Source organism: Comamonas sp. GB3 AK4-5 (genome assembly GCF_041320665.1).
In the GTDB taxonomy this organism is placed as follows: domain Bacteria; phylum Pseudomonadota; class Gammaproteobacteria; order Burkholderiales; family Burkholderiaceae_C; genus Comamonas.
The window spans coordinates 3,464,085-3,477,313 of record NZ_CP166730.1; the positions used below are offsets into that span (position 1 = coordinate 3,464,085).

Below are 13,229 nucleotides of genomic sequence, written 5' to 3' on the forward strand. Positions count from 1 at the left end.
CATGGCTGCTTGGCTTACTGCTGCGCGAAAGCGCTGTCGGCTACGGTGGTGGGGGTCCAGCCCCCACCCAAGGCCTTGTAGAGGCGGATATGGTCTGTGCCTATGCTGGCCGCCACGGTGGAGACGCTGTCCTGCGAGCTGAGCAGCGTGCGCTGGGTGTCCAGCACGGTCTGAAAATCGATAAGCCCGCTTTGGTAGCGCTGGTTGGCCAGCAGCGAGGCATTGCGCGCCGCCGCCTCGGCCTGGCGCAACTGCACCAGCCGCGCCTTATCGCCCTGCAATTGCACCAGCGCATCTTCCACCTCCTGCAATGCCGTGAGCACCGCGGCCTGGTAGCTGGCATGGGCCTGCTCCACGGCAGCGCTTTGGGCCCGGATCTGGGCACGGTTGGCTCCACCATCAAACAAGGTCGCCGACAGGCCTGCGGCCATGCTGGCCGCCACCGAGGCCCCATTGGTCAAGGCGCCCAGGGTCAAGGCACTCAGGCCCAGCGAGCCGCTCAGGCGCAGGCTGGGGTAGTTGGCCACTTCCTGGGCCGACAGATTGGCCAGCGCGGCCTCCACCTTGTGCTGGGCAGCGCGCACATCGGGACGCTGGCGCAGCGTATCGGCCGGCAAGGCCAGGGCCAGGTCGTCCGGTGCCTGGGGCACGGGCTGCAGTGCTTGCAGCTGCGCCTGCAGCGCGGCCGGGGGCTGGCCCGTCAGAATCGCCAGCGCGTGGCGCGACTGGGCCAGGCTGGACTGCAGGGCCGGCAGCTGCGCCGCTGTCTGGTAGGTGGACTGGCGCGCCTGCTCGGCCTCCAGCGAGGTGGCCAGACCGGCCTGCACCCGCCACTCGGCAATGCGCTGAGTTTGCTGCTGCAGGGCCAGGTTTTGCTCGGCAATGCGCAGCCTGTCCTGCTGGCCGCGCAGCTGCACATAGGTTTGCGCCACCTCGGCCGCCAGCGACACCTGCACGCCTTCCAGCGTGGCCTGGGCGGCCTGCACATGGGCCTCGCCTGCGGCCACGCGATTGCGCTGGCCGCCCCACCAATCAGGCTCCCAGCTGGCATCCAGTCCGGCCGAATAGCTGTTGCGGGCATCGTTATTGCCCTGGCGGCTGCGGCCGCTTCCGGCACTGGCCCCAGCCTTGGGCAGCAGGCCTGCGCCCTGCACATCGCGCGTGGCACGGGCCTGGCGCACGGCGGCCTCGGCACTGTGCAAGCTGGGATTGGCCTGCAAAGCCTGCTCAATCAAGGCGGTGAGCTGGACATCACCAAAGCGCTGCCACCAATGTGAAAGCTCTTGCGGCGACTGCGCCACCATGGTCTGGGATGGCGGTGCCGCTTGCCACTGCGGCGGAACGGTCAGCACAGCCTGCGGTGGCTGCAAAGAGGTCGTATGGCTGCAGCCCGCCATGACCAGGCTGACTGCAGCGGCCACCGCCCAGGCGGCAGCAGGCACCACACGGTGCGTGCCAGCGGGGCGGGAGGTGGATGGGGAAAAGGTGGATTCGGGCATCGGCTGTCCTGTAACAGTATCCGATTGTGTCCAAACCCTGTAGGGCTACGGCAAACTCTGTGTGAAGCCAGAGTAAAGCCTTGCGACCCATGCATGAAAACCGGCGCTCATGCAGGCGGCACCTGCATAGACAGCTCCCAAAACAAAAGCAGCCACCGAGGCTGCTTTGGGCATGGGATGCAGCGATTCTTACTGCAAGGTATCCAGCGGCCAGCGCGGCTTCACATCAAAAGCATAGTTTTTGTGCGCCTGCTCGCGCCCGGCCTGCAGGCGCATGGCGGCGGCCATGGCAATCATGGCGCCGTTGTCGGTGCACAGGTGCAGCTCGGGGTAGTGCACGCGAATCTGGCGCTTGGCGCAGGCCATGTTCAGCTGTTCACGCAGCAGCTTGTTGGCCCCCACGCCGCCGGCCACTACCACGCGCTGCATGCCGGTCTCCTTGAGTGCGGTCATGGTTTTGCGCACCAGCACATCCACGATGGCGGCCTGGGTGCTGGCGGCCAGGTCGCACTTGCGCGCTTCCAGCTCGTCGCCCAGTTTTTTGGCCTGGGTCAGCACCGCCGTCTTCAGGCCGGCAAAGGAGAAATCCAGATCGCCCGAATGCAGCAGCGGGCGCGGCAACTTGAAGGCCTCGGGATTGCCGCCTTCGGCCAGCTTGGACAGCACCGGGCCGCCCGGGTAAGGCAGACCCATCAGCTTGGCGGATTTGTCAAAGGCTTCGCCTGCAGCGTCGTCAATGGTCTCGCCCAGGATTTCATACTGGCCCACGCCATCCACCCGCATCAGCTGGGTGTGGCCGCCCGAGACCAGCAGGGCCACAAAGGGGAATTCCGGTGGGTCTGCACTCAAAAAGGGCGAGAGCAAATGCCCTTCCAGGTGGTGCACGCCCAGCACGGGCTTGTCCAGGGCCGCGCCCAGGGCGCAGGCCACACCGGCGCCCACCAGCAGCGCACCGGCCAGACCGGGGCCCCGGGTGAAGGCCACCACGTCCACATCTTTCAGCGTGCAACCGCTTTCTTGCAGCACATGCTCGGTCAATGGCAGCACGCGGCGGATATGGTCGCGGCTGGCCAGCTCCGGCACCACCCCGCCATAGGCGCGGTGCATGTCGATCTGGCTGTGCAGGGCATGGGACAGCAACTGGGGCACGGCTGCGCCACCTTGCAGGCGCACCAGGGCCACGCCGGTTTCATCACAGGAGGATTCGATACCGAGAATCAGCGAACTCATGGCCGCCAGTGTAGAACCTGCGGCCATGTATTGCTGGCAGGCGGGCATTGGCCAGCCTGTTTTTTGCTATCGAAGCCGTAGCTTCCTGCGCTGACATCACGGGCGGGTGCCGGTGATGTAATGCTCCAGCTGCTGGATGGTGAACTCCTGCTCGGAAATGATTTCCTTGACCAGGTCGCCAATGGAAACCATGCCCAGCACCTGGCGCTGGGCATTCACCACCGGCAGGTGGCGTATGCGCTTTTCCGTCATCAGCGCCATGCATTCCACCGTGGTCTGGCGCGGCAGCACGCAGTGCACCTGAGCCGTCATCACCTCGCGCACCGCCGTGCTGCTGGAACTGCGGCCCTGGAGCACCACTTTGCGGGCGTAGTCGCGCTCGGTGACGATGCCGGCGATGCGCTCACCCTCCATGACCAGCAGCGCACCAATGCCGTACTCGGACATGCGCTGGAGCGCGGCAAGCATGGTGTCGTTCGGCGCCACGCTGTGCATGGGGCTGTTGTTTTTGGCACGCAGAATGTCCGCCACTGTCTTCATACGGGTTCTCCTTGGGCTGTCACAGCGCCAGCACTCCATCGGCTGGCAAGCCGGCAAGCACACCGTGCCAGTGTGCGAGGGGCAAAACCGTCCAGCAATCAGGCGATGCCCGTAGCCCCACCCCATCCCAACAAAAAAGGCAGCCGCAGCTGCCTTTGTCGCTTCACGCCCCACAGCGCTACGCGTAGCGCCTCAGGGCGTGTTGTTTTACCGGCGATTGCCGAACAGGCTGCCACCGATTTTGATCAGATCGCTCAGGCCGACCTGACCGTCGCCATCCTGGTCCAACAGGCTGCCCAGCAAGCCGCCACCCAGACCGCCCTGGCTTTGTGCACGGGCCTTTTCCTGGCCCAAGGCCTGACCCAGGCCGCCCACATCCAGGCCACCGGCTTGCACGCGCTGGGCCAAAAAAGCCATCACGATAGGGGCCAGCATCTGCAGCAGGCTGCCGGCCTGGTTGCCCAGACCCGTGGCCTGACCCAGACCGGCTTCGGCCTTTTGCTGGCTGCCGCCAAAAATCTGCCCCAGGATGTCGGCAGCGCCGCCCTGGGAGGCGCCACCTGCGGCACCACCGCCCAGCACGGCACCCAGCAAATCGCCCAGGCCACCCAGGCCTTGCGGCATGGCAGCGCCCTGGCCCTGCTGCAGCGAATCCATCAGCTGGGCCGCGCCCTCGGGCTGCTGGGCGTTGTGGCCCAGAGCACCCAGCATCATGGGCAGCGCCGTGGCAACCGCCGACTGCACCTGCACGGAATCCATGCCCAGTTGCTGGGCCATCTGCTGCATGGGCGCGCCCTGCAGTTGCGTCATCAGTTCATCAGCCCAGGAAGAAGTGGTGTTCACGGTGAACTCCTATATCGGAAAAAAGTCGGATTGCATGGTACATGGGCGCCCGGCCTCTCGGTCGGGCGCCCATGCAGGGAGGGGGCCCATTCACAATGTTTAAAAACTTTCCCACTCGGCGTCGGCTGTAGCAGGGGCTGCGACCTTGGCCCTGGCCGCAGGCAGGGCCGGGGCCGTACGCAGCGCAACTGGCCGCGCAGCACCCAGCATTCCGGAAGGCATGCGGGGCGCATGCACAGGGCGAACGGGGCTGGCTTCTCGATCACCCAGCATATGGGGCGGCAGACGGAACACGCCCACGGCATGCACCAGCTCTCCGGCCCGGTCACGCAGCTGGCGTGCACCCTGGGCGGATTGCTCCACCAGGCCGGCGTTTTGCTGCGTGCCCTGCTCCATCTGGGTGATGGCCTCGCCCACCTGGGCCACACCCTGGCTTTGCTCATGGCTGGCGGCACTGATCTCGCCCATGATGTCCGTCACACGGCGGATGGAACTCACCACGTCCTGCATGGTGGAGCCGGCCTGGTCCACCAGCTTGGAGCCCTGCTCGGTCTGCTCTACGCTGGCATCGATCAGGGCCTTGATTTCCTTGGCCGCAGAGGCAGAGCGCTGGGCCAGGATGCGCACCTCGCCAGCCACCACGGCAAAACCTCGGCCTTGCTCGCCGGCGCGGGCGGCTTCCACGGCGGCGTTCAGCGCCAGGATATTGGTCTGGAAGGCGATGGAGTCGATCACGCCAATGATGTCGGCAATGCGCTGCGAGCTGGTGTTGATGCCCTTCATGGTGTTCACCACCTGCATCACCACCTCGCCGCCTTGCACGGCCACGCTGCTGGCAGCCACGGCCAGCTGGTTGGCAGACTGGGCGTTGTCCGCGTTCTGGCGCACGGTGGCGCCCAGCTGCGCCATGGAGGCGGCGGTTTCTTCCAGCGCGGCGGCCTGCTGCTCGGTGCGAGCATTCAAGTCGGTATTGCCGCTGTCTATGCCTTCGCTGGCCGAGGCCACGCCACGCGCGTTCTGGCGCACATTGGACACCACCGTCGCCAGCTCCTGCTGCATGGTGTGCAGCGTGGCCATCAGGCTTTCGCCGTCACCCTGGCGCAGTTGTACGGCGGTGCTCAGATCGCCCTGGGCCACGGCACGTGCCAGGCATACGGCTTCCTGGGGTTCACCACCCAAGGCGGCAAACAGGTTGCGGATGATCCAGCCCCCCAGCGCCATGGCAGCCAGCACCGCAAAGATGCTCGCTGCCAGCAGTTGCAGACGGGCGCTGCTGTAGCGCTGTTCTGCAGCCGCCACAGCCTGGTTGCCCTCTTCGGCATTGGCATCCACATAGCCCTGGATGGCACCCAGCAAGGCTGCCAGCAGAGGGCGGCATTCGGCGTTCATCTTCTCGATGGCCGCATCCTGCTCACCGAGCGAGGCCTTTTCGACGATCTCCAGCGCCACGGGGCCGTAGCGGCTTTCGATCTGGGCAATGCGCTCCACCATGGCACGGTGCTCGCTGCTGCCTTGCTGGGCCACGGCCTGCTGCAACTGCTGCAACAGGGCCTGGGTGCTGGCATGCGCCTTGGTCACGGCGGCTTTTTCCAGCTCCACATCGGCCAGGGTGCGCACCAGCACCAGATTGCGCGCAGCCATGGCGCGGGCGTTCACCGCGTCGGCCAGGCGGGTGGCCAGTTGGCTTTGCGCGGCCACGTTTTCGTTGTAGTGGGTAAAGCTTTCATTGGTCGTGCTCAATGCACGTACCGCCACCAAAGCCACCAACAGCACCAAGGCGGCCAGCAGGCCAAACCCCAGCGTCAGCTGTTTTTTCACGCCCATCGTGTTGCGTTCGCTGCTGCGTTGCTGCATGCGTTCACTCCTGAAAAAGAAAAAAGGGGGAAGGCAGCCCCCTTGTGTGTATGTATTGGTGCGCAGTCGCTGCGCATTGCATGGTTGACCATGCTTCGCCTGTGCAGCTGCGCTGCAGACAGGCTGCCTTGCCGAGGTCTGCGCAGGTCTCTGCGCCACGGCCTATGTTTGTGCTGGTTCGCAGCATGCACGGACATTCCAAACCGCGTGTTGGAATAGCTCAAGGAAAGTGGCCTTTCCTTTACAAAATGTAAATTCTTAACAAATACGGCCTTTTTACCGTCTTTTTCATGCCATATAGAATCCATCAGAAGGAAACAAATCATTCCAAAGAGGAATAACAAAGCCTCTCCGCCGCAGTGCAACATTTGCATATGAACAAAAAATATTAAGCACATAACGATTCGGCAAAATAAAATATAAGTCATGTCCATCCAGCATTACCTCAAGGAAATCGGCCGCGGCAAGGACGGCGCGCGTGCCCTGTCACGTGCGCAGGCTGCCGATCTGATGGGCCAGTTGCTGGACGGCCAGGTGGATGATCTGGCCACCGGCGCTTTTTGCGTGGCCATGCGCATCAAGGGCGAGACGCCCGAAGAAATGGCGGGCTTTCTGGACGCCATCCACCAGCGCCTTCCCTTGCTGCCTCCGCAGCCCCAACCCTGGGTGGTGCTGCCCAGCTACAACGGTGCGCGCAAGCTGCCGGTGCTCACCCCGCTGCTGGCCCTGCTGCTGGCACGCGAAGGCCTGCCGGTGCTGCTGCATGGCGGCACCACCGAAGCCAGCCGGACCACCAGTGCCCAGGTGCTGCAGGCCCTGGGCCATGCGCCCACCGCCACCTTGGCCAGCATTGCCCCCGGTCAGCTGTGCCATTGCAGCGCCGAAGCCCTGCACCCCGGCCTGCAGCGCTTGTTGAATGCCCGTGCAGCCATAGGCCTGCGCAACCCGGCACACAGTCTGGTCAAGCTGCTGAACCCGCTGGGCCGCAGCGCCCAGCCCGCCCTGGTCGTGGGCAGCTATACCCACCCCGAATACGCCACCTCCATGGCCGCCACCCAGGCCCTGGTGGGCGCCACAGCCTTGCTGCTGCGCGGCACCGAGGGCGAGTCCGTGGCCGACCCGCGCCGCCACCCGGCCATGACGGCCGTGCTGCGCGGCCAGTTGCAAGCCCTGCAGGAAAGCCAACGCGGCACGCTGGCCGATCTGCCCGCCCTGCCCGATGGCCACAACATAGAAGCCACGGCCCGCTACACCCAAGACATCCTGGCTGGCCTGCAGCCCGTGCCCAGCCCCATTACCCAGCAGCTGCTGTATCTGAAGCAGCTGCATGCCCAGCTGTCTGTGCAGCTGCAGACCGCTTTTGCGGGAGAACAAACATGACCGCCCCCACTGCCTTGTCCTCTTCTTTGCCCGGCCGCTGCACCCTGGTGGGTGCCGGCCCTGGCGACCCCGAGCTGCTGACGCTCAAGGCCCTCAAGGCCATACAGGGCGCCACGCTGCTGCTGGTGGATGACCTGGTCTCGCCCGAGATCGTGGCCCATGCCCCAGCCACGGCCCGCGTGGTCTATGTGGGCAAGCGCGGCGGCTGCCAAAGCACGCCCCAGGCCTTTATCGAAAAGCTGATGCTGCAGGCCGTACAGGAGGGTGAGCAGGTGGTGCGCCTCAAAGGCGGCGACCCCTTCATCTTTGGCCGTGGTGGCGAAGAGGTGGAGCATTTGCGCACCGCAGGCGTGGAGGTCGACGTCGTCAACGGCATCACCGCAGGCCTGGCCGGCCTGTCCAGTCTGGGGGCGCCGCTGACCCACCGCGACCATGCGCATGGCGTCGTCTTCATCACCGGCCATGCCAAGCCCGGCGACGCCGGCACCGACTGGCAGGCCCTGGCCGCCACGGCCCGGGCCGCCAAGCTGACGCTGGTGATCTATATGGGCGTCAGCTCTGCCGAGCACATCACCGCAGGGCTGCAGGCCGGCGGCCTGCCAGCCCACACACCGGCAGCCATCATCCAGCACGCCAGCCTGGCACAGCAGCGCCATGCCATCACCACGCTGGGCGAGCTGCCCGCCACCTTGCATGCGCAGCAGCTGGGCAGCCCCAGCGTGCTGGTGGTGGGTGATGTGGTGCGCGGTGTGGCGCAGTGGGCGCTGCAACCCGAGGCCGCAGCGGCGGCCCAGGCGCTGGCAGGCTAAGTCTGCCTAGCGCTACGCTTGCGAGAGCGGGCACTGCATGCAGGTGCTTGATTACCGCCTCGTATCCCCTGATTAGCTACATGCCTCAGATGAAGCTTCACGACGAATTGCACTGCTGCGCAGACATGACGTTCTGAGGCCGGGACTCGCCCCGGCAGGCGACTTCATTTTCTTGAGCGCTCAAGAAAACAGAAGCAAAAGAAACCGCCCCTGCTGCCCATGTCCCTGCGCTGCGCTGCGGGCAAGCTCGGTGCTCGATCCCAGGGCGGTGCCGCAGAACTCGCGGCGCGGCTATGCCGCTCTGCTCACACATGCTGCGGCAAGCTTGACCACGAAGCAGCTGTGTCCTGCGGCACAGCTGCCCGCCCCGGGATCTGCGCGCCGAGCCATGGGCAGAAGGGGGAAGGCGGGTGCCGAATACCGGCCCTGCGAAGGCTGCGCTATTGGCAAACCTTATTTTTCATCTCTCGACACCAGCCGCTTCGTCACACTGCTGGCGCTGCGGTTGTTCCCCTTCTATACACGCCTGCGGCGCACAGCACACAGGGCCGCATGGCTACCGCAGGACAGCCATGCTTTGTAGACTGACTTGCCGCGGCTGTTCGAGCAGAGCGCTGAAAGCGCGCAGCGAGTTTCGCGGCAGGCCCTGCGTGTTGGGTGACGCAGGTTGCCCCGGTGCGATAGCGCAGGGGTCGGGGATAGCAGGGGCGCATTGGTCTCCACTTACATGGCTACGCCATATAAGTTCCGCCCCACGCAGGCGTGAACTTCGCCTACCTTCTTGTGCGAGCAAGAAGGTAGGTCGCCCGCCGGGGCGAGTCCCGGCTTCGGAATATCACTTCACAGCAGTGCCTGAGATAAGAATCTAATCAGGTCGTATCCCATCCAAACCCAGGCTGCATCGACACCAAGCGCTCTTATATGGACGAGAAGGCCGCCATGCCTTCACGCTCAAGCGACCCTCACAACGCGAAATGGGCCGAGGCCGTGATCTCCACCTCCACGGTGGCATTCTTGGGCAGCTGGGCCACGCCAATGGCCGAGCGCGCCGGCAGGCCGATATCGCCCAGCACCTCCACCAGCAATTCGGAAGCCCCGTCGGCCACTTCGCTGTGCTGGGTGAAGTCGGGTGTGCAATGCACATACACCGTCATGCGGCACATGCGCTGCACGCTGTCCAGGCTGCCCAGCGTGCGCTGCAGCAGCATCAGGGCGCGCAGGGCAGACACCCGCGCCGCCTTCTGCGCCTGGGCCAGCGTGGCGGCCCCAGCCGCAGGCTGTGCAGACATGGGGCCCAGCGAGGCCATCACCCCGTTCAAGCGCGGCAGTTGGCCGCTGACATGCAGCATGCGCTCGTCGCGCACTACGGGGCGGTAGCTGCCACCGGGGGCAATGTCCACATCCATGGGGCAGTTCAAGGCCTGGGCGGCTTGCGCCAGTCGCTGGTCACGCGTCATCAAAAACTCCTTCATCCACAAGATCGGTACAGGCCATGCAGGCCTTGCTGGTGGAGATGATAGGAGCCCAAGGCCTGCAATCTGCCCGATTTCAGTAAAGATAGGCGTGGTCCACCGTCTGCACCGGGCTGGGCCGGCCCATCACCACATGCAGCTGGCCATGGCGCACACCGCGTTCGGCCATGATGGCATTGGCCAGCGCCCTCACCTCGCTCACCGGGCCGCGCAGCTGCAGGGTGACCAGGCATTGCTGTGCATCGACATGGACCTGGGTGGTGAAAATCCCCAGGGGCGAGCGCAGCTGCTGGAGCTGCTCCAAACGCTCCAGACGCTCACTCAACTCATGCGCCTGCGGTCCACGCACATAGGACAGCACGGCCATGCACAGGCCTTGGGCCTGGCACAGCTCACGCTGCTGGCTCAGTCGCGCATCGAGCAGGTCGCGTATGGCTTCGGAGCGGTTGGCATAGCCCGCGCGCTGCATATAGCGCTCGAACTCGGTGGCCAGTTCATCGTCCAGGGAAATGGTGAATCGTTGCATGCCCAAAAAACCAGCAAATACAGTGCCCGGATGCGCTCTCACCCCGCACCGGACATGACAGATACGCAAACGCTACAAACCGAGCGCCCACAAAAAAGGCTGGCCGCGCTTGCGCGATGCCAGCCTTGACGCCATCCGGCAGACAGCGCCACAGCGCATGCCTTGCCGGGGTCGCTTGTGGGTTCAGGTGCCGATCACACCGCCGTCATTCTTGGTGATGACCAGGGTGGCCGAACGTGGAATGCTGTTGCCGCCACCAGGCCAGTGGCTGTCACCGCCCTCGCCCGGGTGCTGGATGTTGATGAACATGGTGCGGCTGTCAGGTGTGAAGCTGATGCCCGTGACCTCACACTCCTTGGGGCCCACCAGAAAGCGGCGGATCTCCTTGGTCACCGGGTCGGCGCACAGCATCTGGTTGTTGCCATGGCCGGCAAAGTCACCGCTGTTGCTGTATTGGCCATCGGTTTCAATCCACAGGCGGCCGTCACGGTCAAAGGCCAGGCCGTCCGGGCTGTTGAACATATTGTCTGCCGTGACATTGGCCGAGCCGGCGCGCAAGTCCTTGCGATCGCTGTGCACGGCGGGGTTGCCTGCCAGCACAAAAATGTCCCACTCGAAGGTGGTGGCCGCCGCGTCGGCAGCGGTTTCGCGCCAGCGCACGATCTGGCCGTAGACATTCTTCTCGCGGGGATTGGCCTCATCCACCACCTTGCGGCTGCTGTTGTTGGTCAGCGTCACATACACCTCGCCGGTGTGCGGGTGCACGGCCACCCACTCGGGGCGATCCATCTTGGTGGCGCCCACGGCATCGGCCGCAAGACGGGTGTGCACCAGCACGGCGGCCTGGTTGGCAAAGCTGGCATCGGCCTGCAGCTTGGGGTTGGCGCTCTTGTCCAGCAGCAGCCATTCGCCGGTGCCGGCAAAGTCGCCCACCACCTGGCCGGCGCCAAAGCGCGCCACATACAGCTTGCCGCTGTCCAGCAGGCGGCTGTTGTCGCCGCCCTTCACATACTTGCCGTCCGAGATGAATTTGTAGATGTAGTCATGGGCCTGGTCGTCGCCCATATAGACCACGGCGCGGCCATCCTTGGTGAGCGTGAACGCCGCGTTCTCATGCTTGATGCGGCCCAGGGCGGTGCGCTTCTTGGGAATGCTGGTGGGGTTGAAGGGGTCGATCTCCACAATCCAGCCAAAGCGGTGGCTTTCCTGCGGCTCTTTCACATAGTCGAAGCGCTGCTCATGGCCTTCCCACATAAAGGTGCTGGCCTGGGCCGAAACACCGTAGCGCTTTTGCGCGGCCGTGCGGCGGTCTTCGCCCGCCGTGGTGCCGAAGTAGTTGTTGAAATTTTCCTCGCAGGTCAGGTAGGTGCCCCAGGGGGTCCAGCCATTGCCGCAGTTGTTGATGGTGCCGAACACGCGGCGGCCGCTGGCGTCACCCTTGGTTTGCAGCAGGGCATCACCCGCGGCAGGGCCGGTCAGCTCCATGGCCGTGTGGGCCGTGATGCGGCGGTGGTAAATGCTGTCCTTGGCCAAGCTCCATTTGCCCTGGCCGTCGCGCTGGATGTGGATCACCGACACGCCATGGGCATTCATGGCCTTGTGCACATGGTCACGGCTCCACTTCTTGGCCACAGCCTCGCCCTGTGTGCCAAACAACCATGTGTACTGCTTTTTCTTTTCGTTGACCGTGCAGTACTCGTGGTTCATCACCAGCAGGCCTTCGTCGTTCTTGCCGTCCAGGGCAAAGAAATGCATGCCGTCGTGGTTGTCACCCACCTGCAGTGCCTGGGCGGCCGCGTCTTCGCTGCCGTCGCCCTTGAAGGCCGGCGCAGCCGCCAGCAGCGGCGTGCCCCAGGGGGCCAGCACCGTGGCGGTGTAGCCGGGGGCGATGTGCACCGCGTCGTCGGTATGGATAGGGATGGCGCTGAAGCCCATCAGCGGTGCGCCGCTGCGGCTGCCTGCGCCTGAGGCACAGCCCGCCAGGCCAGCGACGCCGCTGCCCAGCCCCAGAAACATGGCGGCAGACAAGCCCGTTCCCTGGCGCAGAAAGCCACGGCGCGAAACGGCCTGGTCCACCACGCTCTGGAAATGGGGGTTGTCCGAAAGATTGGTGGGCAGGTCTTCGCTGTCGATAGCGGTGGATTGCAGGCTGTCAGGCGAGTACATACTTCTCTTGCATCATCGTGGGAGATGCCGGCATTGTGAGAAGCCTCTGTGTCAACGCCATGACAGCGCACAGCCACGCGCCTCGGGGCGCCCCCCTAGAACACGCAGCCGAGCCATGGGGAAGCCTGCGCTGCAGCCAGCAAACGCAGCAACCCTGGCCGTAAAAACTGGCGCGCGCCACACCAGAGCACCGCGCAAGGGCCGCCCCGCCGCGCCGGTGCCGCCCCTCTCCATCGCGTAGCGATAGAGAGGGGGAAGCGGCGAGCCGCTCAGGGGGTGATTTTTCTAGTTTGCGCGAAGCGCTGCGCCACTTCCTTGCGCATGTCCTTACGAATCAGCGCGGCCTGCCAGCGGCGGTGCTGGTCATCGGTTTCCAGCTGCAGCGCGGGCACGGCAGCGGGCTTTTTCTCGTCGTCCACGGCCACCATGGTGAAAAAGCAGCTGTTCACATGGCGCACCACCTGGCTGCGAATGTCTTCGGCCACCACCTTGATGCCGATTTCCATGGACGAGGTGCCGGTGTAGTTCACGCTGGCCAGAAAGGTCACCAACTCACCCACATGAATGGGCTGCAAAAACATCACCTGGTCCACGCTCAAGGTGACGCAATAGCGCCCTGCATAGCGGCTGGCGCAGGCATAAGCGACCTGGTCCAACAGCTTGAGAACAGCGCCCCCGTGCACATTGCCGGAGAAGTTGGCCATATCAGGGGACATCAGCACCGTCATGCTGAGTTGGTGTGCGGGCAAATTCATGGGCCGCGATTTTAGGCAAGCCCAAGCCATGGCATCCGGCTGCATTCAGATACCCCCGGGCGCTGACATGGGCTGGATGACAAGTATTTACTTCCTTCGCAACTTGCTGGCATGCACATCAAAAAATTGCTCCTATACACTCGCGCCCACCAAGG

General features: G+C 64.6%; 11 protein-coding genes. 2 read left to right on the forward strand and 9 right to left on the reverse strand.

The features are described 5' to 3' along the window. Window positions 1–14: 14 nt before the first annotated feature. The 5 genes from ACA027_RS15690 to ACA027_RS15710 form a co-directional block, all read right to left on the reverse strand. Window positions 15–1,499, reverse strand: coding sequence for an efflux transporter outer membrane subunit (locus ACA027_RS15690; protein WP_370679135.1), 1,485 nt, complete (start codon window positions 1,497–1,499; stop codon window positions 15–17). A gap of 189 nt (window positions 1,500–1,688) precedes the next feature. Further along, complete coding sequence (gene tsaD / locus ACA027_RS15695; protein WP_370679136.1) at window positions 1,689–2,729, reverse strand: tRNA (adenosine(37)-N6)-threonylcarbamoyltransferase complex transferase subunit TsaD; 1,041 nt, start codon at window positions 2,727–2,729, stop codon at window positions 1,689–1,691. Between the two features lie 96 nt (window positions 2,730–2,825). Next, window positions 2,826–3,269, reverse strand: coding sequence for a CBS domain-containing protein (locus ACA027_RS15700; RefSeq protein ID WP_370679137.1), 444 nt, complete (start codon window positions 3,267–3,269; stop codon window positions 2,826–2,828). Window positions 3,270–3,476: 207 nt separating this feature from the next. Further along, window positions 3,477–4,112, reverse strand: coding sequence for a DUF937 domain-containing protein (locus tag ACA027_RS15705; protein ID WP_370679138.1), 636 nt, complete (start codon window positions 4,110–4,112; stop codon window positions 3,477–3,479). A 99-nt stretch (window positions 4,113–4,211) separates the two neighbouring features. Continuing rightward, the gene (locus tag ACA027_RS15710) at window positions 4,212–5,966 is read right to left on the reverse strand and encodes a methyl-accepting chemotaxis protein (RefSeq protein ID WP_370679139.1); all 1,755 of its coding nucleotides are present in this window, start codon (window positions 5,964–5,966) and stop codon (window positions 4,212–4,214) included. Between the two features lie 426 nt (window positions 5,967–6,392). Here ACA027_RS15710 and ybiB point away from each other — a divergent pair, with 426 nt between their 5' ends. Both ybiB and cobA read left to right on the forward strand, forming a co-directional pair. Then, on the forward strand, window positions 6,393–7,346 hold the full coding sequence (gene ybiB, locus ACA027_RS15715) for a DNA-binding protein YbiB (RefSeq protein WP_370679140.1): 954 nt from the start codon (window positions 6,393–6,395) through the stop codon (window positions 7,344–7,346). After that, entirely contained in the window at window positions 7,343–8,155 is an 813-nt protein-coding gene (gene cobA, locus ACA027_RS15720; RefSeq protein ID WP_370679141.1) for a uroporphyrinogen-III C-methyltransferase, read from the forward strand. Before ybiB ends, cobA begins: the two co-directional genes overlap by 4 nt. Window positions 8,156–9,117: 962 nt before the next feature. On the opposite strand, the gene ACA027_RS15725 is transcribed toward cobA, so the two are convergent. From ACA027_RS15725 to ACA027_RS15740, 4 genes are all read right to left on the reverse strand, one after another. Then, window positions 9,118–9,612, reverse strand: a complete 495-nt coding sequence (locus ACA027_RS15725; protein WP_370679142.1) for a RidA family protein — start codon at window positions 9,610–9,612, stop codon at window positions 9,118–9,120. Between the two features lie 91 nt (window positions 9,613–9,703). Further along, a complete protein-coding gene (gene nikR, locus ACA027_RS15730) occupies window positions 9,704–10,153 on the reverse strand; it encodes a nickel-responsive transcriptional regulator NikR (RefSeq protein ID WP_370679143.1) in 450 nt (149 codons plus the stop codon). A gap of 183 nt (window positions 10,154–10,336) precedes the next feature. Next, entirely contained in the window at window positions 10,337–12,319 is a 1,983-nt protein-coding gene (locus tag ACA027_RS15735; RefSeq protein ID WP_370679144.1) for a PhoX family phosphatase, read from the reverse strand. Window positions 12,320–12,588: 269 nt separating this feature from the next. Beyond that, entirely contained in the window at window positions 12,589–13,074 is a 486-nt protein-coding gene (locus ACA027_RS15740; RefSeq protein WP_370679145.1) for an acyl-CoA thioesterase, read from the reverse strand. Between the last annotated feature and the right edge of the window lie 155 nt (window positions 13,075–13,229).